Origin of the sequence: Globicatella sp. PHS-GS-PNBC-21-1553 (genome assembly GCF_033564055.1) — a bacterium.
GTDB classification, from domain to species: Bacteria; Bacillota; Bacilli; order Lactobacillales; family Aerococcaceae; genus Globicatella; species Globicatella sulfidifaciens.
Genome location: NZ_CP085470.1, coordinates 1556457 through 1582995 on the forward strand (window position 1 = coordinate 1556457; position 26539 = coordinate 1582995).

The window sequence follows — 26539 nt, forward strand, 5'->3', positions numbered from 1 at the left end:
ATTATGAATGTCGATTAAATTAGTAGCAATTGATTTGGATCAAACATTATTGAGAGCTGATAAGACTTATAATGTCGAACGATTTGAAGCGGTAGTGGAACAATTAACCCAACAAGGCGTGATGGTTTGTATCGCCACCGGCAATTCTTATCATAAGATTGTGGAGTTTTTCTCTGCATCCGTTTTAGAAAAGCTTCATTTAGCGGGTGATAATGGCAACTTTATAATGTGTGACCATGAAGTTGAGCAAGTAATCGGCATCGAACGTCAAACATTTTTAAAGCTCTGTGATTACTTTGAAGGAAAAGATAACTTCTTTATTTGTATCAGTACTGGCGAGGTTTCTTATATGAATGTCTCAGAGGGAATCGGTTTTGAAAAAATATTGAAATATAACAATGAATATAAAATTGTTCAAGATTTTTCAGAAATTCCTGAAGAACAAGTGGCAACTAAAATTGCTATTTTTAGTCCACGTTCATTAGCTCGCAATAAAGTCATTGCGAAAGAGTTAAGTGATCAATTTGCAGATTTATCAGTGGTAACGAGCGGTGATGATTGGGTTGATGCTTATCATTACGAAGGTGGCAAAGGAAGTGCTATCCAATTTTTCAAAGAACGTTACCAACTTAAACCGGAAGAAGTGATGGCTTTTGGTGATAGTTTAAATGATGAATCAATGATGAAGGAAGTCAAATATAGCGTCGCTATGAGTAATGCAGATACTGACTTAGCTTTACACTGTCAATATAAAATCGGATCGAATGAAGAACAAGCAGTTATCGATATTTTGGAGCGATTAGTCAATGAACCCGATGCTCAATTTATGGATCAATATGAAATGAATCGTTAGGTGGAAATAAATTAATGGCGAATAAAAAAGTAAAAAAACAAAAGAATAAGGATGCCGAGGATTTTGTGAAGGTAGATGCCTATATGATACCGGCTCCGCAAGCGGAAATGTATCGTGTTTTAAGAGAGGCAGTAGCAGAAGATTTGATTGAAGAACTGTCTAAACAATATCCGGAAGTTAAACGCATGACAGACCAAGATGAAGGTGAGGCGATTGTAGCTTTTACGGAAACGTCACAAGAGGCTTTGCGTATATACCTTAATCCAACGAATATTTCGGCTGCACAAAAAGCCCGTGATAAAGATCAGATGGATAAATTTATCGAACACTATTTTAATTAGTAGGTTTTTTATTTAAAATCCGTTATAATAGAGTTAATCATAATATAAGGAGTGTTTTTTATGTCATTAGAAGAATTAGCAGGAAAAGCAAAAGAATTATTTGGACGAGTGACAGGCGACAAAAAAACAGAAGTTGAAGGTAAAGTTGAAGCAACTGGAGCTAATTTAAAAAATAAAGTCCATGATGCGATGGATAAAGCAGAAGCGAAAAAGAAGACGTTGAAGCTAAAGCGGAGGCTACTTCTACTGACTTAAAACATGAAGCGGCAGAAGCAGTTGAATCCGTAACGCATGCTGCAGAAGAAGTAAAGGATGTTGTTAAAGGTGCTGTAGACGGAGTCAAAAACATCTTAGACAAAAAATAATTAAATAAAAGATAAGACTGGTTAGAAAGTCAATGTGAATGACCCCGTTCAGTAGCTACTATCAATAGTAAGTCTACTTTATGGGGAGTATATCCGTGATTTCTTTCCAGTCTTTTTTATTAAATTGAACAATAGGTGGTAGTATTAACGGACATTTTATGTTTTGATAATTGCTATTCTATAACGCACAGGAGCGATTGAAATGGAGAATAATCAATTTTTTGTTTTTTGCTTAATATTGAGAAAAACTTTAAAAGTTCTGTTTGTTTCCATCAAATTGCTTTATAGCGCAGTGGTTGAATGGCCTCATACTGTGTCTTAACGACTTGTTTGAGACCTACTCAACTGTCCTGGAGTGGACAAACGAAGCGAAACTCATTCGATTTTCTACTTCATGCCCAATATCCCTATCAATCAAAGTTTCAAGCTAGGCTCTTTTTGGAGGAAAATTTTTTCAACGTAAAGTAAAGTTAAACATCTTAAACGATGGTAGCGCCTAATGAATCCTTAAAATGGCCTAAGGCCCATTGATGTCCTGCGTGATTGAAGCTTGCGACCCCTTGTTCATGAATGACAATTTTGAAACCTTTATTATAAGCGTCGACTGCTGTATGCAAGATGCAAATATCAGTACAAACCCCCACTAAATGGATTTCTTCAATGTTTCTTTCACGAAGGCGTAACTCTAAATCAGTTCCTGCAAAAGCAGAATAGCGTGTTTTATCAATATAATAGACGTTTTCTCGATTCTTAACAGATTGATAATAAGCTTCTAAATCGCCGTATAATAAACGCCCCTCTGTTCCATCAATATTATGGGGTGGGAATAATTGAGTTTCTGGGTGATAAGGATCATTTTCATAGTGTAAATCAATCGGGAAAACAACATAATCATCTTGCTCAACAAATTCTTTTGTTAGATTTAGAATATAATCATGGAGAACTTGACCAGGTTCTCCACAAGTTAATTTTCCTTCGGTAGCAACAAAATCATAGGTATAATCAATGTTTAATAAAGCTTTTTTCATCGTCGATTAACTCCTTAATGTTTTTAATTCAACTATAACTGAAAGCGAATTTATTGGCAAGGATCCAGTTTGATAATTCATATTATTTCTTGTATCATATACCTTATCAAAAACAATATTATTTGAATGAGAAAGAGTAGGGAAATTGAATGTTTATTGAGAAGTTGACCACCCCTCAAAGATTAACTTTGAGTTTTGCATTAGTGGTAGTTGTAGGAAGTATTTTATTATCATTACCTATAATGCATCAGTCAGGAGTACAAACGGTCTATTTAGATCATTTGTTTACCACCGTATCGATGGTCTGTGTAACGGGGTTGACGGTTTTGACTGTCGGTGATGTCTATAATACCTATGGGCAAATCATTTGTATCATTCTGATGCAAATTGGTGGTTTGGGCCTGATTACCATGTTATCTGCGAGTGCCTTGTATTTGAAGAAAAAATTGACGTTAAAAGAACAATATACATTACAGGCGAGTTTTAGTAATGAGCACAATCTAGAATTAAAACCATTACTAAAATCTATCTATTTGTTTACTTTCTCTTTAGAGGCAATAGCCGCTTTTATTTTAACGTTTATATTTGTGCCACGTTATGGTTGGTTTAAAGGTATTTTTAACTCAGTTTTTATTGCGGTTTCAGCTTTTTGCAATGCGGGTTTTGATAACTTAGGCAGTATTAGTTTACAAGGAGAAGTGACCAATGTTGTTTTAAATTTAACTATTGCGAGTTTAATTATTACCGGTGGTATTGGCTTTATTGTTTGGTTTGAAGTCATCAATATCGTTAAGGAATATTTTAAATCTAGTACAAAAGTGTTTCGCATCGCTTTTAAAAAATTAAGTACACATGCACGCTTAGTTTTTTTATCAACGGGTATTTTACTAACCTTAGGGACATTTCTAACATGGTTAACGGAATATGGCAATACGAATACATTGGCTAAATATAGTTTACCACAGCAACTATTGATTAGTTTTTTCAAACAGTAACGATGAGAACGGCTGGTTTTTCTACTTTGGATTATACGCAAACTCGTCCGATTACCAATCTGCTTTATATTATGCAAATGGTGATTGGGGGCGCACCTGGTGGTACGGCTGGCGGTTTTAAAATTACCACTGCCGCAATTTTAGTTTTATTATTTAAAGCCGAATTAAATGGCCAAAGAGAGATTCAATTTAGACGTCGTACGATTCGCAATGAAGTAATCAAACAAACGATTGTCGTCCTAACTTTTTCTTTACAGCCTTTATGTTAGGTTGGGCATTATTACTTACAACACAAACACATTTAGATCCTTTTAGTCTTTTGTTTGAAGTAGCCAGTGCGCTTGCAACGGTGGGAGTCACGATGAATTTAACGTCAGAATTAGATACGTTCGGACGTATTATTATCATGTGTTTAATGTTTATTGGTCGCGTCGGGCCAGCAACGATTTTATTAAGTATAATGTCTAAACCAAAACGCAACATTCATTATGCAAATGCAGATATTTATATCGGATAGGAAGGGATTAGCATGTTAACAAACAAGAAAATTGGATTGTTTATTACTGGTGGCATCGCGAGTTATAAGATGGCAGAACTAAGTCGTCAATTAATCAAAAAGGGTGCCAAAGTACGCGTGGTGATGAGCCAGTCAGCAACGGAGTTTATTACGCCTTTAACGATGCAAACTTTAACTAAAAATCCAGTTTTACTTGATACTTTTGATGAAAAAGATCCGTCGATTGTTCAACATATCCACATGGCTGATTGGTGTGATTATGTTGTGGTAGCACCAGCTACAGCCAATGTTTTAGCGAAAATGGCGCATGGTTTAGCAGACGAAATTGTTTCAACTACTTTATTAGCAGTGCATTGTCCGCGTCTAATAGTGCCAGCGATGAATACCAATATGTTTTATAATCCAGCAACCCAACGTAATATCAATCAATTAAAACAAGATGGTCACCAAGTGATGTTTCCAGATAAAGGATTCTTAGCAGAAGGATATGAAGGAGTCGGTCGCTTACCAGAATTAACTGCTATCGTCTCTGAATTAGAAAAATTAGTTGCTCAAAACGAATTAACTCAACTTTTAAAAGATAAGAAAGTGGTGATTTCTGCTGGAGGAACGCGTGAGCGCATTGATCCGGTACGTTATATAACGAATGATTCAAGCGGTAAGATGGGGTATGCATTGGCAGAAGCAGCCGTACATCTTGGCGCAAAGGTAACACTCGTTTCGACCGTTCGCAATTTAACAGTGCCAACAGGCGTTGACATCCAATACGTTGAGAGTGCTCAATCATTGTTTGAAGTAATGCAACAAGCGTTAAAGGAGAATGACATTGCCATTATGACCGCTGCAGTGAGCGATTATCGGGTTAAAAATCAAGTGTCCCAAAAGATTAAAAAACAAGCCAATCAAGAAGGGTTAACCTTGGATCTAGTTGAAAACCCTGATATTTTGGCTTATTTAGGACAGCATAAGCAGCCTGGACAGATTGTAGTTGGCTTTGCAGCTGAAACACATAATGTACTAGAATTCGCCAAAGGTAAACTAGAACGTAAAAAAGCGGATTGGATTGTGGCGAATGATGTCTCTAGAAAAGATGCCGGCTTTAGTTCAGATCATAATCAAGTAACATTAATTGGTAACGATAACCGTGTGATAGCTTTAGAATACGGAACTAAAAAAGAATTAGCTTACCAAATTTGGCAAGCAATAATGGGGTAGATTAATAGATGAAAATACGACCAGCAACTTTAGCTGATATACCAGCGATGAAAGAGATATTTGAGATTGGACGCCAAAAACAAATAGCAACGGGCAATCCTAATCAATGGCTACCAGGGTATCCGAGTTCCGAACAATTGACAGCCGATATCAATAGTGGTACGTCCTATGTATGTTTGAATGACACAGAAGAAATGGTAGGGACTTTTTACCTATTATTGGGGGAGGATCCGACCTATCAGGTCATCGAAGAAGGTCAATGGTTAAATGATTTACCTTATGTCACGATTCATCGAATCGTTTCAAAATATGACAAACAAGGTATCGGTCAACAATGTATCCAGTGGGTCATGAACCAATATCCAAATATAAAAATCGATACCCATGAATTGAATCGACCGATGCGACAATTATTAACTAAATTGGGGTTTCAATATTGTGGTATTATTTATTTACCAGATGGACGCACACGCGTCGCATATCAATATTATCAGGAAGATAGGATGACAATATGAGTTTAGTAGTAAAAAATATGAGTAGCGGTTATCGAGGGATTCCCGTATTAAAAAAGATTAATTTTACCATCCCTTATGGAGAAATAGTGGGTTTAATAGGGCTAAATGGTGCTGGTAAGTCAACCTTACTTAAAACAATTTTAGGCTTAATCAAACCTATTGAAGGGCATATTACGATTGGTAATCAAACGATCAATGAACACCAATCGCAATTCTCTCAACAATTAGCCTATATTCCAGAAACACCTGTTTTGTATGAAGAATTGACCTTAAAGGAACATCTGGAAATGACGGCGTTAGGCTATGGGTTACCAATCGAAACAGTCATGGAACGAGCAAAGCCATTATTAAAATTATTCCGTTTAGAAAATCATTTAAACTGGTTTCCGATTCATTTCTCAAAAGGAATGAAACAAAAAGTGATGATTATTTGTGCAATGGTAACCGATGCGAAAGTGATGATTATTGACGAACCATTTTTAGGTTTAGACCCATTAGCCATTAAACATTTTACCGAATTATTACAACAAAGAGCGCAACAAGGTACCGCCATTATTTTTACCACGCATGTTTTAATGATTGCAGAACAATTATGTGACCAGTATTTAATGTTACAAGCAGGAGAAATTATCGCAAAAGGTGACCTAAAGACTATACAAGAACAATTTGGACAACCGGAGGCAACGCTTGATGAACTATATGTTCAGATGACGGAGGCCGCTCAATGAAAAATTTAACAGAATTAAGGCAAAAGAGATTACAATCATTAATCAAAGAAATGGGCAAATATGGTCGCTTGATTTTTAATGATCATTTTTCTGTCATCTTATTTGTTATCCTCGGATTTTTCATGTTTTTCTATCGTGAACAATTAGTCGTACTTCAAGGTGATTACACTACGGTATTAAAAACACCACTCATCTTGTTTATGGGGATAATGCTAGGGGTACTGAGTACTTATGGGCGTCCCATATGGTTGATGAAAGCAGCCGATCGCAGTTATGTCTATCCAAGAGGGGCAGAATGGCGTCGTTATTGGCTCAAGGGGACATTATTAGGCTTGATAATACCTCTAGTCTTAAATGGCTTGTTAGCGAGTTTAATCTTTCCGTTTGCTGCGACTGGGCTCAATTGGGATCGTCAGTTTATCTATCTGTGGGTATTAATGCAATTATTAGCAGTTGTTTTATATCATATGCAAATGTTTAGTCGTATTTTTGCTATTCGCACAATAGGTAAAAATTATCAAGCCATTTTATATGGTGGCCTCTTGGTGGTTTCTTTAGTGCTATTAGGGCAATGGGGAATATTAGTTATGATTGCCTTATTAGCTCTCGCAATTGTTTATTATCTCTTTGTTTGTTATCAAAATCGACAAGCATGGTTGGACTTTGATTATACTATCGAAGTAGATGCAGAAAGAACGAATGTTTTTTATAAATGGATTAGCTTCTTTGCTGATGTACCACAAACGCAAGTAGTAGTTAAAAGACGTGCTTATTTAGATAAATTAGTCGATTTATTAACTGGAAAAAACCCAAATCGAGATTATTACTTATTTTTAAGGCTATTATTTAGAAATAATACATTTAGTGGTATTTGGTTGAGATTGCTAATTTTTATTTTTGTGATGTTATTATTAACAGAAAATATTTATTTAATCGTAGGATTGGGGTTAATTGGCTTCTATTTAACTTTAGTGCAGATTTTGCCAATGGTTCATTATTATGATGCGAATCCCTTTCAACGCATTTATCCAAAGAATCAAAGTCACTTAATCGGTGCGTTACAAAAAGTTTCCGTGATTATATTGATCATTCAATGGTTGGCTTTTAATATCGCCACCGTTATAACAATTGGTTTTGGACAAACTTCTTTAATGATTAGTATTTTATGGCTAGTACTGATTATGTTAATGGTTTATTTATATATTCCATTTTGGTTGCATAAACAAGAATAGAGCCAATGTTTAGGATATTGTAATCAAATTGAAATGATAAAAACGGTATTAAACGATTTTTGTTAGTGAAAGTTACAAAATTATTTGCTAAAATATAAGATGATTCTTCGCAATCAGTGCGAAATGGAGAGGATAGAGGTGGCAATAATGCAATTATCGAGCAGTTTATTTGGCTACAATAAAACCGAAGTGGATCGTGCATTACAAGAAAAAGATGCCCAAATAGAAGCGTTAAATAAACAAATTTCAGAAATTCAAACACAATTAAATGAGTATATTGAAATGGAACAAGCTTTAAAAGATGGGATTGTAGATGCTCGAATGACTGGAAATAAAATCGTAGCGGAATCTAATGATGAAGCAGAGAAGATTTTAAAGCGTACCAATGAACAAGTGACGCAATATAAAGAAGAATTTGCACATCATAGTCATGAACTCGTCAATTCAGGGATGGGAATGCGTGAGATGATGAAGAAAATGCAAAAAGAAATGCAAGATGTGGTAGCAACTTATCAAGAGATGTTAGAAAATACAGATTTTGATTCGTTATATCCAGAAGATCAAATTAGTCGATTCAGTGGACAAATTGAAGCCTATGAAAATATGGAGATTTCAACACCACGTCAACAGAAGAAAAAATTATGGGACAATACGAGTATTACTGAAGAAGAAAAGAAAGAATTAGAAAAATTAATTCATGAAGTGATTGCCAATGAAAAGCAAGAACCGGCTTCAGCTTCAGAATCAAAGTTAGTTAAATTTGCTAAGATGTAGTAAAAGATGAACAGACGAGAGGCTGGGCATAAACTTGATAAAGTTAGTTAAGATTATTGTTCGTTAATTAAAAGCGCAGTGGTTGAGTGGTCTCAATCTACGTCTTAACAACTTGTTTGAGACCTACTCAACTGTGCGGGGGTGGGCAGACGTAGCGAAAATTATTTAATTTTCTACTTCTTGCCCACTCCCTTGTTTTGTGGCGTTCTATAATGTCGCAGCAGTTGAATGGCATAAAACGTGTCTAGTGAGAGATTGTTTTATTGTGATTCAACAGTGCGGGGGTGGGCAGACGTAGCGAAAATCAAACGATTTTCTACATCTTGTTCACTCCCTTGATTTTTTTAAATAATAAATTAATAAAGATAGGAGTTTCTAATGGCAATCAACTTAAAAAAAGAAGTAAATAAACGCCGAACTTTTGCGATTATTTCCCATCCAGATGCAGGGAAAACGACGATTACAGAACAATTCTTGTTGTTTAGTGGTGCAATCCGTGAAGCGGGAACGGTAAAAGCAAAAGGTAAAAAATCAAACAAATTTGCAAAATCTGACTGGATGGAAATCGAAAAACAAAGAGGGATTTCGGTAACGAGTTCAGTGATGCAAGTGGATTATGATGGGTTCCAAGTGAATATTGTCGATACACCAGGGCACGAGGACTTCTCAGAAGATACGTATCGAACATTAATGGCCGTTGACGCAGCCGTGATGGTGGTGGATTCAGGTAAAGGGATTGAGCCACAAACGAAAAAATTATTTGAAGTCTGTAGCATGCGTGGCATTCCCATTTTTACCTTTATGAATAAATTAGACCGTGATGGACGTGAACCATTAGAATTAGTTGCGGAATTAGAAGAAGTCTTAGGCATTGATGCCTATCCAATGAATTGGCCAATGGGGATGGGAAAAGGTTTATTAGGTTTATATGATTTATATAATAAACGAGTTGAATTAAAAGGTTCCCAAGAAGGTGAAGAAACGTATATCCCACTAGACGAAGAGGGCGAAGCCGTAGGAGAACATCCATTTAAAGAATCTTCCATCTATACTCAAGCACTAGAAGATGCACAATTGTTAGCGGAAGCAGGTAATGAATTTGACCGCGAGTTAATCAATACAGGTAAATTAACCCCAGTCTTCTTTGGATCGGCCTTAACCGGATTTGGTGTTCAAACTTTCTTTGATGCCTTTGTTGACTTAGCACCGGCCCCATCTAAAGTAGAGACCAAAGATGAGTCGATAGTCGTCGATCCGACGGATGAACAATTTACAGGCTTTATTTTCAAAATCCAAGCCAATATGAACCCGGCTCACCGCGATCGTATTGCTTTTATCCGTATTTGTTCCGGATCGTTTGAAAAAGGGATGAATGTCACCTTAAAGAGAACCGGTAAGGTATTGCGTTTAGCCCATACAACGCAGTTTATGGCTGATTCACGTGAAGAAACGCAAGAAGCCGTAGCAGGCGATATTATTGGTTTGTATGATACTGGTAATTTACAAATCGGCGATACGATTTTTTCAGGAAAAAGCAATGTTGAGTTTAAACCATTACCACAATTTACCCCTGAATTATTTATGAAAGTGACACCTAAAAATGTGATGAAACAAAAATCTTTTCATAAAGGAATTGAACAATTAGTTCAAGAAGGGGCGATTCAATTATTTAAGACTTATCATACTGAAGAATATATTATTGGAGCTGTGGGGCAATTACAATTTGAAGTTTTCCAATACCGTTTATTACATGAGTATAATGCGGAAGTTGTAATGACCCCAATGGGGAACAAAATTGCTCGTTGGATCGACGAGAAAGATTTAAACCCGAACATGTCAAGTAGCCGTAATTTATTAACGCGTGACCGTTTCGGAAATCCAGTATTTTTATTTGAAAATCAATTCGCAGAAAATTGGTTTAAAGATAAATATCCTGATGTGACATTATTGCAGTTACTTTAATAAAAGAATCGATAAAAAACCACTAAGTTAAACCTAATTCATCTTTGCTGGCTGATTAAGATAAGCCTTGATGATTACTGGTAAAACTTAGTGGTAATTATTTAATTTTTTAACTCAAATTGAATGAAGTTATCACCTTTTATCGTCTCCAATTCATCTACATCTGTGTCAGGGAGTAATTTACCTAAAACAAAGTCGATTTCTCTTTGACGAACCGGTCTAGTTTTATTAATGATAATAATATTTTGATGTGTATTGGCGATAGTATAAATAACTGTACAAGGACCAACAGAATAGACACGAACTGAGTGAGAGTCGGTGTTTTCTAGTTGGCGAGTTACTAAATCTGAATGGCTATTGGTAACATCGATTAATTTCATGTAGAACCTCCTCTGCTTTTGTTTACTATTATAATCTTATTTTAATGAAAATAACAGTAAAAAAGCTGATAAAATAAAAATAATTAATACAATATCTATGAAAAGAGTAACTCAAGCCTATATTAAATAAAATATGTAAAAGGGTTTTCAAAACTTGTGAAAAGTAGTACAATAGTGTTGGCGCTTCAAAATATTAGCGGCAAAGAGAGCTAAAAAGGGTTTTATTAAAGAAAATCAGCATAAATAGTTGTTAGAACCTTAAAAAAATGGTATTCTTACTATGATAGGGTTCAGTTTTGATAAATCTCAAAACGGCTCTTAATAAATTATCTTAAAGGGGTATTGTATTATGGAAAAGAAAGAATTTCATGTAGTAGCTGAAACAGGAATCCACGCTCGTCCAGCAACTTTATTAGTTCAAACTGCGAGCAAATTTTCTTCAGATTTAAACTTAGAATATAAAGGTAAATCAGTTAACCTTAAATCTATCATGGGTGTAATGTCACTAGGTGTTGGCCAAGGAGCTGATGTCGTGATTACAGCTGAAGGTGCCGATGAAGTTGAAGCAATCGCAGCAGTTGCTGAAACCATGAAAAACGAAGGTTTAGCTAACTAATATGACAACAGTTAAATTAACTGGGATTGCAGCGAGCGATGGCATTGCTATCGCTCCTGTTTATCTTTTAACAGAACCAAACCTTTCTTTTGAAACAAAACGTGTTGAAGATGCGGATGCAGAGGTTGCTCGTTTAGATGCTGCTTATGAGCAAGCTATTGCAGAAGTTTCAAAAATTAGAGATATTGCCAAAGAATCTTTAGGTGCGGAAGAGGCACAAGTCTTTGAAGCGCACTTGATGGTCTTACAAGATCCTGAATTTACGGATCAAGTAAAAATGAAAATTAAAGATGAAAATGTGAATGCTGAAGCTGCGTTACATGAAGTTTCAACATTCTTTATTAACATGTTTGCTGGAATGGAAGATAATCCTTATATGCAAGAACGTGCAGCTGATATTAAAGATGTTAGCGAACGTGTCTTAGCTGCATTATTAGGCGTTAAATTACCAAGTCCTGCAACTATTGATGAGGAAGTCGTTGTGATTGCACACGACTTAACACCAAGTGATACAGCGCAATTAAACAAAGATTTTGTAAAAGCGTTCGTAACCAACATTGGTGGACGTACTTCTCACTCAGCAATTATGGCGCGTTCTTTAGAAATTCCAGCTATCGTTGGAACGAAATCAATTACTGAAACAGTAAAAGATGGCGATTTATTAATTGTTGATGCGTTAGAAGGCGTGGTATTGTTAAATCCAACAGAAGAAGAAATTAAAGAGTACCAAGCTAAAGCAGATGCTTATGCTGCCCAAAAAGCAGAATGGGAAAAATTAGTTGCAGCACCATCTGTAACTAAAGATGGTCATCATGTTGAATTAGCGGCTAACATCGGAACACCAAAAGACGTTAAAGGTGTCTTAGAAAATGGAGCAGAAGGTGTTGGTTTATACCGTACTGAATTCTTATATATGGATTCACCAGACTTCCCAACCGAAGATGATCAATACGAAGCATATAAAACAGTATTAGAGTCAATGGACGGTAAGGGTGTTGTGGTTCGTACAATGGATATTGGTGGAGATAAAGAATTACCTTATTTAACTTTACCAGAAGAAATGAACCCATTCTTAGGTTACCGTGCAATTCGTATCTCATTAGACCGCAAAGAAATGTTCAAAACACAATTACGTGCTTTATTAAGAGCATCTGTTCATGGTGATTTACGAATTATGTTCCCAATGATTGCAACGTTACAAGAATTCCGTGCCGCTAAAGCGATTTTAGATGAAACTAAAGCTGAGTTAGTAGCAGAAGGAGTAGAAGTTTCAGATTCAATCCAAGTAGGGATTATGATTGAAATTCCAGCAGCTGCTGTTTTAGCGCACCAATTTGCTAAAGAAGTAGACTTCTTCAGTATTGGTACGAATGACTTAATTCAATATACAATGGCTGCAGACCGTATGAATGAACAAGTTTCATACTTATACCAACCATATAATCCATCAATCTTGACGTTAATTAAACACGTTATCGAATCTTCACATAAAGAAGGTAAATGGACTGGTATGTGTGGGGAAATGGCCGGCGATCAAATTGCTGTTCCATTATTATTAGGTATGGGCTTAGATGAATTCTCTATGAGTGCTACCAGCGTATTAAAAACTCGTAGTTTAATTAGTAAATTAAACTTAACGGATATGCAAGCACTTGCTGACAAAGCGATTAACGAATGTTCAACTGCCGAAGAAGTAGTAGAGTTAGTTAATGCTGCGGTTGAAGCTGCTCAAAACAACTAATTTTTAATTAAATAGCTAAAGAGGTTAGGAGAAATTCACTGGATTTCATCTTGACCTCTTTTTTTGCATTTTAAAGTACGAAAAATCCGGACGTAATATCGGGGTGATTTAGCGACAGTGAATGAATGTTTTGCGTCTCTTTGTCAAATGTTGTGGGGTATGAAAATTTCTCTATTCATCTATAGCTAAAAGTATAGAAGAATTTTTTAGTACGTATCGTTATCTAATTTTGCCATAACAAAAACCATGTTGATTTACCTGAATTGGCTTCTACAAGCTACTGGAGCGTATGAGTGCATAAGCGAGATTGCTATCATGTTCACTTTCACCATATAAAAAGGGAGAGGGCAAAACTTTTTAAATTCTGTTCAGGCATGTCAATTTAATTCAAAGCACAGTGGTTGAGTGGCCTCAATCTGCGTCTTAACGTAGCTGAGAACAAGCTTGAAAAATCCAGTCAAATTAGTGCTTATTCATTAAAAGCGCAGTGGTTGAGTGTCTCAACCTGCGTCTTAACGTAGCTGAGAACAAGCTTGAAAAACCCAGTCAAATTAGTGCTTATTCATTAAAAGCGCAGTGGTTGAGTGGTCTCAACCTGCGTCTTAATGACTTGCTTGAGACCTACTCAACTGTGCGGGGGTGGACAGACAAAGCGAAAATCATTTGATTTTCTACTTTTGGTCCACTCCCATCTGTGCGGGGGTGGACAGACGAAGCGAAAATCATTTGATTTTCTACTTTTGGTCCACTCCCAACTGTGCGGGGGTAGGCCGACGAAGCGAAAATTATTCAATTTTCTACTTCTGGTCTACTTCCATCTGGACCAAAAGTCTGAATTTATACTAGATTGATGAGTTGTTCTTTCATTTTTAGTCAAAATTTTCTATAATAGAATTACCAAAGTGTAAATATTATGGCGAGAGAGTGGTGACAATATGAATATCGGGCTATTTACAGATACTTATTTTCCTCAGGTCAGTGGGGTTTCGACTTCTATCAAATCATTAAGGGACGAATTGGTTAAAAGAGGACATTTCGTTATTATCTTTACAACAACGGACCCTCATGCCGATGATGATGAAGATGGGACTATCGTGAGGTTGCCTAGTATTCCATTTGTAAGTTTTGAAGAGCGGCGTATTGCATATAGTGGTTTTGATAAAGCATTGAGAATAGCTCGTCGGTTTAAATTGGATGTGATTCATACGCATACAGAATTTTCTTTAGGTTTAACTGGTTTATATGTGGCGGGAAGATTAAAAATTCCAGTCATTCATACTTATCATACTTTGTACGAGAAATATACGCATTATATTTTAGATGGCGACTTGATTCAAGCCAAACATGTTGGCACATTAACCCGATTGTTTTGTGAACAAGTAGAAGGGATTATCGCTCCAAGTAAGATGACTTTTGAAAAATTGAGAGAATATGGTATCCAAAATGAGATTCGCGTTATCCCAACGGGGGTTAAAATTCCTGAACCAAATAAAGAAAAAGTAGCGGAGTTAAAATCAAAGTTAGCAATCGTTTCAGATGAAAAAGTATTTTTATCTTTATCACGTTTATCCAAAGAAAAAAGTATTGATAAAGTAATCGATGAATATGAGTTAATTGCTAAAGAATATCCTAATTCGCGACTATTAATTGTAGGCGACGGACCAGCACGAGAGGAATTAGAAAATCAAGCTGCCAAAAAAACAGCTAGAATTGATTTTATTGGAGAGGTTAGCTATGACGAAGTACCCCATTATTATCAGTTATGTGATTTGTATTTAAATGCTTCTGAATCTGAAACGCAAGGATTGACTTATTTAGAAGCCTTTGCCAATTGTTTACCGATTATCGCCAAACGCAATCCTTATTTAGAATCTTTAATGCCACAAGCGTGTTTTGGTCAATTGTTTGATGATCAAGTGAGTTTATCGCAAACGGCCATTAACTTTTTAAAACAAATGGAACGTGGTGAAATTCAAACAATTGATACGAAAGCCTTATCGGCTATTTCGGTAGAAACTTTTGGTCAATCGGCAGAAGCGTTTTACGAATATGCGATCCAACATAAATGTCGCTCGCGCTTTAATATTCCGGATATTGTGATTCCACGAATTAAAAACTTAATCCGTGATGTTGTATTAGGCCCAGATAAGGAAAATGGTCAAGAATTTACAAATAACTAGCGAAAAATAATTGAAAATTCGCTTTGCTTTTTCTTGCAATTTGAACATATTTTGTTAACATAGTGTATGTGGAGTTTTGGGCTGAAGTTATTTAGCCAATAAGCTGTTTACACATCTTAAACGAAGAAAGGAATGTTTCCATGAAACCTTCGGTATTAATAGGAATTATTCAACGATTAAATTCGATGATGGCATCAGAAAATAATGAAGAAGTTCGTCGATTTGAAGTTGAAGGCGTTGAAAAGTGCATCGTAAAATATACAAAAGAAAATGATTCTTTTGAAATGACCGATCGTGAAAATGATACAACTTATCAATTTGATGATATTGATTTAGTAGCAATTGAAATTTTTGAATTATTGGCTTAATTAAAGAGCATTTTTCGGGACTGGAAGATATTCTAGTTCCTTTTTTTATTACCATTTACTACTTTCTTAGGGCGCGGTTGTGCTATAATAAGAAATAACCAAGTCAATTATTAGAAGAACCAAGGAGGAAAGCATTTGGCTGAACAAACATACCAATGTATCGGGTGTGGCGCTACGATTCAAACTGAACAAGAAGAAGCAATCGGTTATTTACCTAATAGTGCCTTACAAAAAGGAATTGAAAAAGGTGAATTTTACTGTCAAAGATGTTTTCGTTTGCGCAATTATAATGAATTACAAGATGTCGCCATCGATGATGATGTCTTTTTGGATAAATTAAATCAAATCGCGGAAGATGATGCTTTTGTTATTTATGTCGTTGATATTTTCGATATTGAAGGGAGTATCATTCATGGCTTATCACGCTTTATTGGTCGCCAACCATTTGTCGTATTAGCGAACAAAGTCGATTTATTACCCAAAGTAACCAATCTTAGAAAATTAAAACATTGGGTTAAAGTGGTAATGAATCAAAATAAACTGTTTCCTGAAGAAGTATTGTTAGCCAGTGCAACGAAGCAACATACTTTAGCGGAAGTTATTAATGTGATTGAAGCGAATATTGATCATAAAAATGTTTATATTGTAGGAGTAACCAATGTCGGCAAATCTACCTTAATTAATCAGTTGATTAATCATTATGGTGGCGCTAAATCAATCGTCACGACTTCTAATCATCCTGGGACGACACTCGATATGATTGAAATTCCCTTAACAGATGATCACTCGATTATTGATACACCAGGAATTGTACGGCGCTCTCAACTGGCCCACTATTTATCACGTACAGAAATCAAACAAGTGTTACCGACTAAACCATTAAAACCCAAAACGTATCAACTAAATCCAGAGCAAACCATTTTCTTAGGTGGCTTAATGCGCATGGACTTTAATGCGGGACCAAGAGCGGCTTTTACTTTTTACGTATCAAATGATATCTATATTCACCGTACCAAACTATCAGAAGCTGACACCCTTTATCAGAAGCATCGTGGTGAATTATTAAGTCCACCAGGCCCTAATAGTATCGAAAGCTATCCGCCATTAGTAGCCAAAAAAATACATCTAGAAAAAAATCAAGACATTGCCTTATCGGGGTTAGGATGGTTAACAGTCAATCAGCCAGTTGATTTAACAATTTGGGCACCGAAAGCCGTTGCTTTAACCGTTCGCGAGTCAATTATTTAAAAGGAGAAAAAGATGTCACTGAATAAAGCACAGAAAAAATATTTAAAGAAAGAATCTCATGCCATCAAATCAATTTATCAAGTAGGTAAACTAGGTTTAACCGATAATTTTATTGAACAAATCGATTTAGCGATTGAGCGTCACGAACTAGTGAAATTTAATATTTTACAAAATTCTGATGAAACAATTAAAGAGGCTGCGGCTAAAGTAGCGGATGCAATTAATGCCGAAGTCGTTCAGACTGTTGGTCATACAGCGACACTTTACCGTGAATCAGAAACAGAAAAATATCGTGATTATTCCTTACAAATTTTAGAACTAGATTAATTTGAATTGAGGTGAAGTGGATGACGTTACAAACAGAGACAGAAACGGATTTTGAACGTGCACTGGCAGAAGCAATTGATTTTTTAGCAAATTCACAAGAAGCCTTGCAACCGAATCGCCAAGGACGTTACCGTATAGGGATTATGGGTGGAACTTTTAATCCACCTCACTTGGGACATTTATTAATGGCTGAACAAGTGGGTCATCAATTAGATTTGGATGAAGTATGGTTTATGCCAACGGCTAAGCCACCACATGCACCAGGTAAAAAAACGATTGCCTCACAACATCGTCTGCAAATGGTACAAAAAGCCATTGCGGGTAATCCGATGTTCAAATTGCAACCGTATGAGGTAAATCGTGGTGGGAAAAATTACACCATTGATACGATGCGCCACTTTGTAGAAGAATATCCTGAAGCTGATTTTTACTTTATTATCGGCGGTGACAGCGCGAATGATTTATCAACATGGCGTGAAATCGATGAATTGGTTCAACTCGTACAATTCGTGGCAGTACGTCGTCCAGGAGAAAAACCTTATATGGGACCGTATCCGATTTTATGGGTTGATTCGCCTTTAGTAGATTTAAGTTCAACCGAAATTCGATTAAGAGTTTTCTTAGAACAATCTATCAAATATCAAGTACCGCCAGCAGTTGAAGAATACATTAAAAAGCATCGCTTATATCTGGAAGATTAAAGGTGAAAATATGGAATTTTCAAATGAATTAATAAATGTTACCCGTGAGCAATTACTAAGTGATTTAGCAACCAAAATCAAACCCAAACGTTATCAGCATGTATTACGCGTAGAAGCGACGGCAATCGAATTAGCCAAGCAATACGGTGTAGACCCTGAAAAAGCCAGTATAGCTGCTCTAATGCATGATTACGCGAAGGATTATCCAGAAGAGGAAATGTTAGCATTAGCACAAAAACGTTGGGATGAACCAACATTAAAAGAAGCAAATGATAATGTTTGGCATGGCTTTGCAGCCGCTACAATCGCCAAAGATTGGTACCACATTGAAGATGAAGATATCTTAACTGCCATTTCAGCACATACCATCGGTTGGACTGAAATGTCTCCATTAGTAAAAGTGGTATTTATTGCCGATTACATGGAGCCAGGTAGGGATTTTCCTGGTGTAAAAAAAGCTAGAAAATTGGCGTATAAAGATATAGATGCAGCGGTCACTTATAAAATGGTTGAAACAATCAAGCATTTAGCTAGTGAGGAAGTTGCAATTTTTTTACCAACCATCGAATTTTATAATCAATGGATTTTAAGGAGAAATGTATGACAAAAACAAATTTAGAAAAACTAGAAGTAATTGTGCGTGCTGCCGATGATCGTATGGCACAAGATATTATGGCATTGGATGTCAGAGAAGTGACCCCCTTAGCTGATTATTTTGTGATTATGCACGCTAGAAATGAACGTCAAATGGATGCGGTAGTCGATTCCGTGTTAGAAGCTGCGGCAAAAAATGAGATTGAAGTAAAACAAGTTGAAGGTAAAGATGGAGGACGTTGGGTGTTAATCGATTTAATCGATATTATTGTCCATGTATTCTATTATTCTGAAAGAAGTCATTATAATTTAGAAAAAATTTGGCAAGATGCACCTTTAGTTGACATCTCAGCTTGGGTGAGTGAGAATAATGAGCTTTAGTAAGATTGCCCGCGTTTACGACCGGTTCAATGATATTTCCAGCTATGAAGATTGGCTTGACTTTACTTTAAACTCATTAAGTGAACAACCTCAAAAAGCGTTAGACGTTGCCTGTGGGACCGGTTGGTTTCCTGTCATGTTACAAGCTTTTGTTGGCGAAATGACCGCAATTGATATTGATGAAGAGATGTTAAAAATTGCCAAAAAAGAAGACCCTAATTCGCAAATTATATATCGACAAGCGGATATGTTGGCCTTAGAAGATTATGCTAATCAGTATGATTTAGTCACTTGTTTTGCTGACTCACTTTGTTTTTTGGACAATGAGACTCAAGTAACAACAGCAATTCAACAAATGTTCAATGCGCTTAAATCTGGGGGAACTTTGCTTTTTGATGTCTGGACCCCTTATCAAGTAACCAGCGGATTTAAAGATTTCAGTTATTTTGATAGCGATGAAAAAGGGGCTATTATGTGGGATAGTGAGGTCGATGAACAGCACTTACAAGTGGAACATTACTTAACGGTGTTTGATCAAATGTCCTCAGATGGGCTTTATCAACGGTTCGATACTGTCTTGACCGAAAAGACTTATCCACTTGATTTTTATCAAAGTATTTTAGCGAAATTACCCACTCAATCGATAGAAGTATTAGTTGATTTTGGCGTGGATGAATATCGACCAAAACGCCATTCAACAACGGAACGTTGGTTCTTTAGAGTGGTAAAAAAATGAAAATAGTCGGGCTAATTGCAGAATATAATCCTTTACACAAAGGCCATCAATATCAATTGAAGCAGATTAGACGAAGCAGTCAATGCGATGTATTAGTGGTCGTGATGAGTGGGAATGTCGTTCAAAGAGGCCAATTTGCTGTTCTAGATAAATGGCAACGCGCGCAAATCGCAATCGACAGTGGTGCTGATTTTGTCTTTGAGTTACCTTTGCTAGCCAGTTTACAATCGGCAGATTATTTTGCTAAAGTAGGCATTGAATTATTAGCATTGTTAAATTGCAGTGAAGTTTATTTTGGCAGTGAACAAGCAGATATTCAGACATTGACGCAATTTGTCGAAACGGTAGAAGCTCACCGATCGGCTTTAGACATCGAAGTAAAAGCGGCCTTGAAAACGGGGCTATCTTATGCAGCAAGCTATCAACAAGCCATCGTATCGGTTCTCGGTGAATTCGATTTCGATAGTAGTTTACCCAATCATCAACTGGGTATTCAATATATTAAAGCCAATCGACAGCTGAAACACCCGATGATATTACAAACGATTAAGCGTATAAAAAATGAAGATGGTTTATACAGTGCTACTAGTGTTCGTGAGAAAATCACTCAAGGACAATTGCAGTCAGCGGAAGTACCATTATTTACGTGGCAAGCAATCCAAGCTAATGCTCCGGTGTTGATGAATGATTATTGGCCATTATTGAAATATCAATTAACGACTCATAATGCTGAAAGTTTAAAGCATATTTTTGGCATTAAAGAAGGATTTGAAGTAGCGATTTTAAATCAATTACGTTGGGCTATGAGCTGGGATGACTTCGTTAATCGCTTGACGTCGAAGAGATGGACAGCTGCTTCAGTGAATCGAATCTTAATTGCAGTGTTAGGCAATATTACTGACCAACAATGGCAAGATTATAAAACGAATTATGCCAAACAACCCGTTATCAGGTTATTAGCTTATCGCGAGGGTCATAGTCACTATTTAAAAGATTTGCGTCATCAAAGCGTGGAGATTATAGCTAATTGGAAAAAAATTACGCTGATCGTTATCATTTACAATGGCGTATCGATCAAGTATATCAGCTAAATCCGATAAAAAGCCTTCAAGAACAGAATTTAACGCTATATCCGATAAAAAGATAAATTAAAAAATATAAGAGAGAATTGACAGTATAGCCAAAAATAGGGTATAATACATACTGTCGTTTTAGAGGTGATAATATGAAATGGACAATTCGAAAGTTACGTGATAGTAGAGATGAATTGGTACCAATCGAAGTCGATGTGGATATCAAAGAACAAGCAATTTCACGAGATGATTCAATTATTCATTTAGAACCCGTTCACGTATCAGGTTATTTTGTTGTTCGAGAACCAGATATTATATTACACTGTAATGCGGATGTAGTTATTACATTACCATCAACGCGCAGTTTAAAACCTGTGGAAGTGGATTTAACCTTCCCAATTAAGGAACGTTACGTCTATCCTGAGGATGATGTAAATGCAGACGATTATGAGGAGACAACTATCGTTCTTGAACACGATTATATCGACCTCGAACAGGCTGTACTGGAGACTCTATTATTAAGTTTACCGCAACGAGTGGTAGGACCTGATGAAGTTGAAGAGGATTTACCGAAAGGTAATCACTGGGCAGTCTTGACCGAAGATGAATACCACCAGCAACAAGATGAAGCTAAGCCGGAAATTGATCCACGCCTAGCGAAGTTGCAATCCCTATTAAACGAAGACAATGAAACTGAGTAAACTCAGTCACTATCAGGAGGTGTAAAACATGGCAGTACCAAAACGTAAAACATCAAAAGCATCAAAAAGAAAACGTCGTACACACTTTAAATTAGAAGTTCCAGGAATGAACACATGTCCGGAATGTGGTGAATTAAAATTAAGTCACCGTGTATGTCCATCATGTGGTTTCTACGATGGCAAAAACACAGCAAAAGATGCTGAATAATTAAAAATATGGAGTTAGGATAATAATTTCCTAGCTCTTTTTTTTATTGAATATTAAGTTAAGTTCATAAACAATTGCATCTATTTGTGGAAACTATTCTGACTAGCATCAGTTAGTGATCATTTGATGCTTTTACTTATGGGAAATATGTTACACTAGAAAGTGGATTAATTTGAAAAGGAAGTGAAGTATGTCATTACGAAGTAAAGGAATTATCGCCATTTTATTTTCAGCATTAGGATTTTCATTAATGAACTTATTTATTCCATTGGCAGGTGATATTCCGACCATTCAAAAAAGTTTTTTTAGAAATTTAATAGCAATGATTGTAGCAATCATTGTTTTATTCAATGAACATAAGAAGGTGCCGGTTAAAGAACTTGAAAAACCAAAATCAATTCCATGGGCAATGCTAATTATGAGATCATTTATTGGGACTGTTGGTTTATGGTGTAATTTTTATGCGATGGACCATCTTATGATTTCTGATGCCTCGGTATTAAATAAATTATCGCCATTCGCAACCTTAATCTTCTCGTTTTTGTTTTTAAAAGAACCGATGAAGAAATTCCATTTAGTAGTACTGGCTTTTGCTTTTACGGGTGTATTATTTGTCGTAAAACCAACATTAGCGTCAACAACGATGTTCCCTTATCTAGTCGGTATTTTAGGTGGGGTTAGTGCCGGTGCGGCTTATACTTGTGTTAGAAAACTGAATTCCATGGGTGTCACCCCAGCATTTATTATTGCTTTTTTCTCGGCTTTTTCTACGATTATCAGTTTACCACAGCTCATTTTTAATTATGCACCGATGAGTGGACAACAAATTTTAATTTTGTTAACTGTTGGTTTAATGGCAACCGTGGGTCAATTTGGTATTACATTTGCCTATAAATTTGCTCCGGCATCTGAAATATCGGTTTTTGATTACACTAATATTATTTTCACTGGTTTATGGGGCTTTATATTTTTAAAGCAAGTGCCTGATCGTTATAGTTTATTAGGTTATGCCATGATTATGTTGGCGGGTATCTTATCATTCCAATATAATCGTTACTTGTTAAATCAAATGAAAAAAGAGGGGTAGGCAAGAAGTAGAAAATCGAATGATTTTCGCTTCGTCTGTTACCCCGCACGGTTTGGGACCATTCACCCCCTACGCTATAAATAAACAGTTGGAACCAAACGGTTTTTTAAGTGTTTGTCAACTACAATTAACATTTAAAAAGAGACTGGGAGTGGGCAAGAAGTAGAAAATTAAATAAATTTTCGCTTCGTCTGCCCACCCCCGCACAGTTGGGAGTGGACCAAAAGTAGAAAATCAAATGATTTTCGCTTTGTCTGTCCACCCCCGCACAGTTGAGTAGGTCTCAAGCAAGTCATTAAGACGCAGGTTGAGACCACTCAACCACTGCGCTTTTAATGAATAAGCACTAATTTGACTGGATTTTTCAAGCTTGTTCTCAGCTACGTTAAGACGCAGTTTGAGACCACTCAACCACTGTGCTATTAATTTACGAACAATAACCTTAACTAAATTTATCAAGTTTATGCCCAGCCTCAAGGCTCTTTTATTTTTTATGCTGTTTTGACAGTTAAGTGGAAGCTATCGCGTCCGATATTTAAAGTAGTATCATTTAAAGCATACTTATTAGTTAGAGCATCGTTTGTCAAATCGGTGGCGATTGTTCAGTCTATGTGAGTCAGCCTTTTAAAAAAAGAACTGCCATCCCAACCATTGGGATGACAGTTATGCAAGGCCGAATAGTTTTAATCAGTCTTTCTTTTAGCAATAAGTGATAGCTTTGGTTTATTTAAATCATTTAAGTAATCTAACTCAATTAAGAAATCTAGATGTGACAAAATATTTTGCGCTTTAAACGACCCTTCTAATAACACACCACGTTCACCAAGTCTGTGTTCAAACAACACTAAAGCAGGTGTGCTCTCGACATTCATATCACGAGCGATTTGTTGATCTTTTTGCAATAAATGTTTGACATAATCAGATTCCAAATCATCAACAAAGGTTTGCATGTCTAGACCAATCTCTTCAGCCAAATCTAAAATAAATTCATCTGAAAATCTTTCTAACTGCCCGACAATTCGTGACTGCATTTCCATTAGGAAACGGCGGCCCTTCTTTTTGCCTTGCATTGAAGCGGCTTTATAAGCTAATGAGGCTAGATAAACACTACGATAAATATGGTTGCGTGAAGTCAAATCGGTAGACAGTATTCCTAAACGATTCATAAATTCTGTTACAATACTTTGATTGTGGAAACATAAAATGTGGACGTCAGTTTTAGCAGAAATTAAGTCTATTGTTTTGGTTAATTCTCGTTCACAGTTAAAACATTGGCGTCCTAATGGATTGACAAATAAGTAAAATTCAAAAACTTTAGGAATCCCATTCGTTCTGTATTCAATTTGATATTCAGATTTCACAGTAATTCCTCCCTCTAATCTCCCTAGTAATGTTATCTTACCAAAATTAAATATCTAATACCAATCATAAGCTTTAATGATCATTTGATTGTTTTAGATAATGCAAAGCTCGAGCAATCTTCTTATCAGCTGGCCGAAAGTCGATTGCTAAGGCGGTGAGTAAGTTTTCAAATGCTACTTTTGCTGGTTCTAAGTCATGGGTTTCTAATTCTATTTCATAGTCGACGGTATCACCATAATAAGTTCGGTCAATAGCCCATTCGCCGTATTCGTTATGGTAAAGATAACGGTCTGTTTTTATTTGTAAAAAAAGCTCCAAAGTGTCATCGTCCTTAAATAAATAACGCAATTGATCCTTTATGACGGGGTCATGAAGTTGGTCAAGGGTTATTGTTTGAGGGACGGGCAGGATAGGATAGCTATGACTTTCAGTTAACTCAAGTGAACGATGTTGGTCTTGTTTTTGTTTAAAGGTCCATTCGCTATGGGTATTAAAATTCCGTAATCTTAAGGCGGCCTGCGCTTTTTTGAGTTTTTGATCAGCTGAATCATAGTAATTATTTTGTTGGGTTTGATATTGATCAAAAGCCAGTTCAAAATGACTTAATAGTTTTGTGAATTCATTAGCGGTTAACATTGCTTTTATTTCTTGTTCAATTGAATAACTCATGATATCCCTCTTTCATTAATCCGTTTTTGATTATATCAAATTTTTCTCGCATATCCCAATAAATTTTACTCAAGTTGTGGTAAAATGGAAATGTTAGTGTGACCAATTCCAAATGAGGTGATTGACGATGCAAATAGAAGATAATTTTATTGAAGATTGGAAACAATTTTTAGCGCCTTATAATCAAGCGGTAGAAGAATTGAAGCTAAAATTAAAAAATATTCGCGGTGAATATATAGATAATCATCGCCATACACCTATAGAATTTGTAACTGGACGGGTAAAGTCAAAAGAAAGTATTTTAGAAAAAATGACTATCCGTAATATTGAACCAGAAGACTTATTAATTGGGGTTCAAGATATTGCAGGGATTCGGATTATGTGCCAATTTGTTGAAGATATCTATGAGGTCGCTCATCTGTTGAAAAATCGGCAGGATTTTAAAGTGTTATTAGTCCGTGATTATATCAAAAATCGGAAAGCGAGTGGTTATCGTTCTTATCATATGGTAGTCGAGTACCCAGTTCAACGAGCAAATGAAACTATTAATGTCATTGTTGAAATTCAAATCCGTACACTGGCGATGAATTTTTGGGCAACAATTGAACATTCACTAAATTATAAATACCGAGGAGAATACCCAGAAGAAATCCTTAGAAGATTGGAAAGAGCATCGGAAGCTGCTTTTATGTTAGATGAAGAAATGTCTGAGATTAGAGATGAAATTAGAGAAGCTATTCGTATCTTTGATCGCAAATAGGAGGCCGACAAGATGTCAATTCGTGTTTATATTTATGCAAGTCAAAAAGAAGAATCACAGTCGATTAAAGCAAAATTATTAAAACTATTAGCAAAAGCGAATATTGCAGTAGTCGATGAAGAACAAGCATTCGATTATATTATTACAATCGGAGGCGATGGCACCTTATTATCCGCCTTTCAACGTTTACAAAATCGTGTGGATTCGATTCAGTTTATCGGGATTCATACCGGCCATTTAGGTTTTTATGCTGATTGGCAATCATATGAAATTGAAGCGCTAGTCGAAGGTTTGTTAGATTGTGTGGATAAACCACCGGTGACCTATCCATTATTAGAGATTACTATGGAAGATACCATAGGCAATAATAGTAAATTCTTAGCATTAAATGAATGTTCGATTCGTTCAAATTTTGGCACGATGGTCAGTGATATTTATGTTAAAGAAGAATTTTTTGAAACACTTCGCGGGGATGGCTTGTGTATCGCGACACCGACCGGATCCACTGGTCTTAATAAATCATTAGGTGGGGCCGTGATTCATCCGCGTTTAGATGCGTTACAATTAACAGAGATTGCGTCATTAAATAATCGTGTTTACCGTTCATTAGGTTCACCGATGATTATCGCCAAAGATGAATGGTTAAAGATTTATCCTACCATTCATGGCAAAGGAACGACCTTTATGCTAATGTTTGATAATAAGTATATTAGCGATATTGAGATTCAATCATTAGTTTTAAAAATTTCCGATAGCCGGATACGCTTTGCCAATATCCGTCATACTCATTTTTGGAATCGAGTGGAAGCATCTTTTATTGGCTTAAAACAACAACAAAACAATATCAATCAAATCAATAATCTATTAAAATAACAGGAGCAA

At 36.1% G+C, this 26539-nt stretch carries 30 protein-coding genes and 1 pseudogene; 26 read left to right on the forward strand and 5 right to left on the reverse strand.

What is annotated here, in order from left to right; translation table 11 throughout:
- Positions 1 to 7: 7 nt before the first annotated feature.
- Genes LB888_RS07420 through LB888_RS07430 form a run of 3 tightly spaced genes read left to right on the forward strand, consistent with a single transcriptional unit; the run spans position 8 to position 1449 of the window.
- Entirely contained in the window at positions 8 to 853 is an 846-nt protein-coding gene (locus LB888_RS07420; RefSeq protein ID WP_318752447.1) for an HAD family hydrolase, read from the forward strand.
- A 14-nt stretch (positions 854 to 867) separates the two neighbouring features.
- A complete protein-coding gene (locus tag LB888_RS07425; RefSeq protein WP_318752448.1) occupies positions 868 to 1194 on the forward strand; it encodes a hypothetical protein in 327 nt (108 codons plus the stop codon).
- A 60-nt stretch (positions 1195 to 1254) separates the two neighbouring features.
- A complete protein-coding gene (locus LB888_RS07430) occupies positions 1255 to 1449 on the forward strand; it encodes a CsbD family protein (protein ID WP_318752449.1) in 195 nt (64 codons plus the stop codon).
- A gap of 589 nt (positions 1450 to 2038) precedes the next feature.
- On the opposite strand, the gene LB888_RS07435 is transcribed toward LB888_RS07430, so the two are convergent.
- On the reverse strand, positions 2039 to 2587 hold the full coding sequence (locus tag LB888_RS07435; RefSeq protein WP_318752450.1) for an isochorismatase family cysteine hydrolase: 549 nt from the start codon (positions 2585 to 2587) through the stop codon (positions 2039 to 2041).
- 149 nt (positions 2588 to 2736) lie between these two features.
- Between LB888_RS07435 and LB888_RS07440 the strand changes: the two are divergent.
- From LB888_RS07440 to LB888_RS07470, 7 genes and pseudogenes are all read left to right on the forward strand, one after another.
- A pseudogene (locus LB888_RS07440) lies at positions 2737 to 4099 on the forward strand (TrkH family potassium uptake protein).
- A 12-nt stretch (positions 4100 to 4111) separates the two neighbouring features.
- Positions 4112 to 5314 carry a bifunctional phosphopantothenoylcysteine decarboxylase/phosphopantothenate--cysteine ligase CoaBC gene (gene coaBC / locus LB888_RS07445; RefSeq protein ID WP_318752451.1) on the forward strand — a complete coding sequence of 401 codons (1203 nt, stop codon included), beginning with the start codon at positions 4112 to 4114 and terminating at the stop codon, positions 5312 to 5314.
- 8 nt (positions 5315 to 5322) lie between these two features.
- Positions 5323 to 5829, forward strand: a complete 507-nt coding sequence (locus tag LB888_RS07450) for an N-acetyltransferase (RefSeq protein WP_318752452.1) — start codon at positions 5323 to 5325, stop codon at positions 5827 to 5829.
- The gene (locus LB888_RS07455) at positions 5826 to 6557 is read left to right on the forward strand and encodes an ABC transporter ATP-binding protein (RefSeq protein WP_276650048.1); all 732 of its coding nucleotides are present in this window, start codon (positions 5826 to 5828) and stop codon (positions 6555 to 6557) included. The genes LB888_RS07450 and LB888_RS07455 overlap by 4 nt, the downstream gene beginning before the upstream one ends.
- Positions 6554 to 7789 carry an ABC transporter permease gene (locus tag LB888_RS07460; protein ID WP_318752453.1) on the forward strand — a complete coding sequence of 412 codons (1236 nt, stop codon included), beginning with the start codon at positions 6554 to 6556 and terminating at the stop codon, positions 7787 to 7789. The genes LB888_RS07455 and LB888_RS07460 overlap by 4 nt, the downstream gene beginning before the upstream one ends.
- Before the next feature lie 147 nt (positions 7790 to 7936).
- Positions 7937 to 8563, forward strand: a complete 627-nt coding sequence (locus LB888_RS07465) for a DivIVA domain-containing protein (RefSeq protein ID WP_066126708.1) — start codon at positions 7937 to 7939, stop codon at positions 8561 to 8563.
- Positions 8564 to 8941: 378 nt separating this feature from the next.
- Positions 8942 to 10525, forward strand: a complete 1584-nt coding sequence (locus LB888_RS07470; RefSeq protein WP_318752454.1) for a peptide chain release factor 3 — start codon at positions 8942 to 8944, stop codon at positions 10523 to 10525.
- A 101-nt stretch (positions 10526 to 10626) separates the two neighbouring features.
- On the opposite strand, the gene LB888_RS07475 is transcribed toward LB888_RS07470, so the two are convergent.
- Positions 10627 to 10905 carry a DUF1827 family protein gene (locus LB888_RS07475; protein ID WP_311920014.1) on the reverse strand — a complete coding sequence of 93 codons (279 nt, stop codon included), beginning with the start codon at positions 10903 to 10905 and terminating at the stop codon, positions 10627 to 10629.
- Positions 10906 to 11254: 349 nt separating this feature from the next.
- Between LB888_RS07475 and LB888_RS07480 the strand changes: the two genes are divergently transcribed.
- The 14 genes from LB888_RS07480 (at position 11255) to LB888_RS07545 (ending at position 22866) form a co-directional block, all read left to right on the forward strand.
- Positions 11255 to 11521, forward strand: coding sequence for a phosphocarrier protein HPr (locus LB888_RS07480; protein WP_066126871.1), 267 nt, complete (start codon positions 11255 to 11257; stop codon positions 11519 to 11521).
- A gap of 1 nt (position 11522) precedes the next feature.
- Positions 11523 to 13262, forward strand: a complete 1740-nt coding sequence (ptsP, locus tag LB888_RS07485; protein WP_318752455.1) for a phosphoenolpyruvate--protein phosphotransferase — start codon at positions 11523 to 11525, stop codon at positions 13260 to 13262.
- 935 nt (positions 13263 to 14197) lie between these two features.
- Entirely contained in the window at positions 14198 to 15442 is a 1245-nt protein-coding gene (locus LB888_RS07490; RefSeq protein WP_318752456.1) for a glycosyltransferase family 4 protein, read from the forward strand.
- 140 nt (positions 15443 to 15582) lie between these two features.
- Complete coding sequence (locus LB888_RS07495; RefSeq protein WP_071409024.1) at positions 15583 to 15810, forward strand: YkuJ family protein; 228 nt, start codon at positions 15583 to 15585, stop codon at positions 15808 to 15810.
- 135 nt (positions 15811 to 15945) lie between these two features.
- Complete coding sequence (gene yqeH / locus LB888_RS07500) at positions 15946 to 17058, forward strand: ribosome biogenesis GTPase YqeH (RefSeq protein ID WP_311920007.1); 1113 nt, start codon at positions 15946 to 15948, stop codon at positions 17056 to 17058.
- 12 nt (positions 17059 to 17070) lie between these two features.
- Positions 17071 to 17385: a ribosome assembly RNA-binding protein YhbY gene (gene yhbY, locus LB888_RS07505; protein ID WP_078754947.1), complete on the forward strand. Its 315-nt coding sequence runs from the start codon at positions 17071 to 17073 to the stop codon at positions 17383 to 17385.
- Between the two features lie 20 nt (positions 17386 to 17405).
- Positions 17406 to 18086: a nicotinate-nucleotide adenylyltransferase gene (locus LB888_RS07510; RefSeq protein WP_078754946.1), complete on the forward strand. Its 681-nt coding sequence runs from the start codon at positions 17406 to 17408 to the stop codon at positions 18084 to 18086.
- 10 nt (positions 18087 to 18096) lie between these two features.
- Positions 18097 to 18690 carry a bis(5'-nucleosyl)-tetraphosphatase (symmetrical) YqeK gene (gene yqeK / locus LB888_RS07515; RefSeq protein WP_318752457.1) on the forward strand — a complete coding sequence of 198 codons (594 nt, stop codon included), beginning with the start codon at positions 18097 to 18099 and terminating at the stop codon, positions 18688 to 18690.
- Positions 18687 to 19061: a ribosome silencing factor gene (rsfS, locus tag LB888_RS07520; protein ID WP_318752458.1), complete on the forward strand. Its 375-nt coding sequence runs from the start codon at positions 18687 to 18689 to the stop codon at positions 19059 to 19061. The genes yqeK and rsfS overlap by 4 nt, the downstream gene beginning before the upstream one ends.
- Complete coding sequence (locus tag LB888_RS07525; protein WP_318752459.1) at positions 19051 to 19797, forward strand: class I SAM-dependent methyltransferase; 747 nt, start codon at positions 19051 to 19053, stop codon at positions 19795 to 19797. The genes rsfS and LB888_RS07525 overlap by 11 nt, the downstream gene beginning before the upstream one ends.
- A complete protein-coding gene (locus LB888_RS07530) occupies positions 19794 to 20888 on the forward strand; it encodes a nucleotidyltransferase family protein (RefSeq protein ID WP_318752460.1) in 1095 nt (364 codons plus the stop codon). Before LB888_RS07525 ends, LB888_RS07530 begins: the two co-directional genes overlap by 4 nt.
- Positions 20889 to 21022: 134 nt before the next feature.
- Positions 21023 to 21571: a DUF177 domain-containing protein gene (locus tag LB888_RS07535; RefSeq protein WP_311920003.1), complete on the forward strand. Its 549-nt coding sequence runs from the start codon at positions 21023 to 21025 to the stop codon at positions 21569 to 21571.
- A gap of 28 nt (positions 21572 to 21599) precedes the next feature.
- The gene (rpmF, locus tag LB888_RS07540) at positions 21600 to 21779 is read left to right on the forward strand and encodes a 50S ribosomal protein L32 (protein ID WP_078754940.1); all 180 of its coding nucleotides are present in this window, start codon (positions 21600 to 21602) and stop codon (positions 21777 to 21779) included.
- Between the two features lie 190 nt (positions 21780 to 21969).
- Positions 21970 to 22866 (forward strand): DMT family transporter, encoded by an 897-nt coding sequence (locus LB888_RS07545; RefSeq protein WP_318752461.1) that lies wholly within the window; start codon positions 21970 to 21972, stop codon positions 22864 to 22866.
- 234 nt (positions 22867 to 23100) lie between these two features.
- On the opposite strand, the gene LB888_RS07550 is transcribed toward LB888_RS07545, so the two are convergent.
- From LB888_RS07550 to LB888_RS07560, 3 genes are all read right to left on the reverse strand, one after another.
- Entirely contained in the window at positions 23101 to 23325 is a 225-nt protein-coding gene (locus LB888_RS07550; RefSeq protein WP_318752462.1) for a hypothetical protein, read from the reverse strand.
- 224 nt (positions 23326 to 23549) lie between these two features.
- Positions 23550 to 24227 (reverse strand): DsbA family protein, encoded by a 678-nt coding sequence (locus LB888_RS07555; protein WP_318752463.1) that lies wholly within the window; start codon positions 24225 to 24227, stop codon positions 23550 to 23552.
- Positions 24228 to 24300: 73 nt separating this feature from the next.
- Positions 24301 to 24897, reverse strand: a complete 597-nt coding sequence (locus LB888_RS07560; protein ID WP_311919996.1) for a CYTH domain-containing protein — start codon at positions 24895 to 24897, stop codon at positions 24301 to 24303.
- 127 nt (positions 24898 to 25024) lie between these two features.
- On the opposite strand from LB888_RS07560, the gene LB888_RS07565 reads away from it, so the two are divergent.
- Both LB888_RS07565 and LB888_RS07570 read left to right on the forward strand, forming a co-directional pair.
- Entirely contained in the window at positions 25025 to 25657 is a 633-nt protein-coding gene (locus LB888_RS07565) for a GTP pyrophosphokinase family protein (protein ID WP_318752464.1), read from the forward strand.
- 12 nt (positions 25658 to 25669) lie between these two features.
- Positions 25670 to 26530: an NAD kinase gene (locus tag LB888_RS07570; protein ID WP_318752465.1), complete on the forward strand. Its 861-nt coding sequence runs from the start codon at positions 25670 to 25672 to the stop codon at positions 26528 to 26530.
- Positions 26531 to 26539 lie beyond the last annotated feature (9 nt).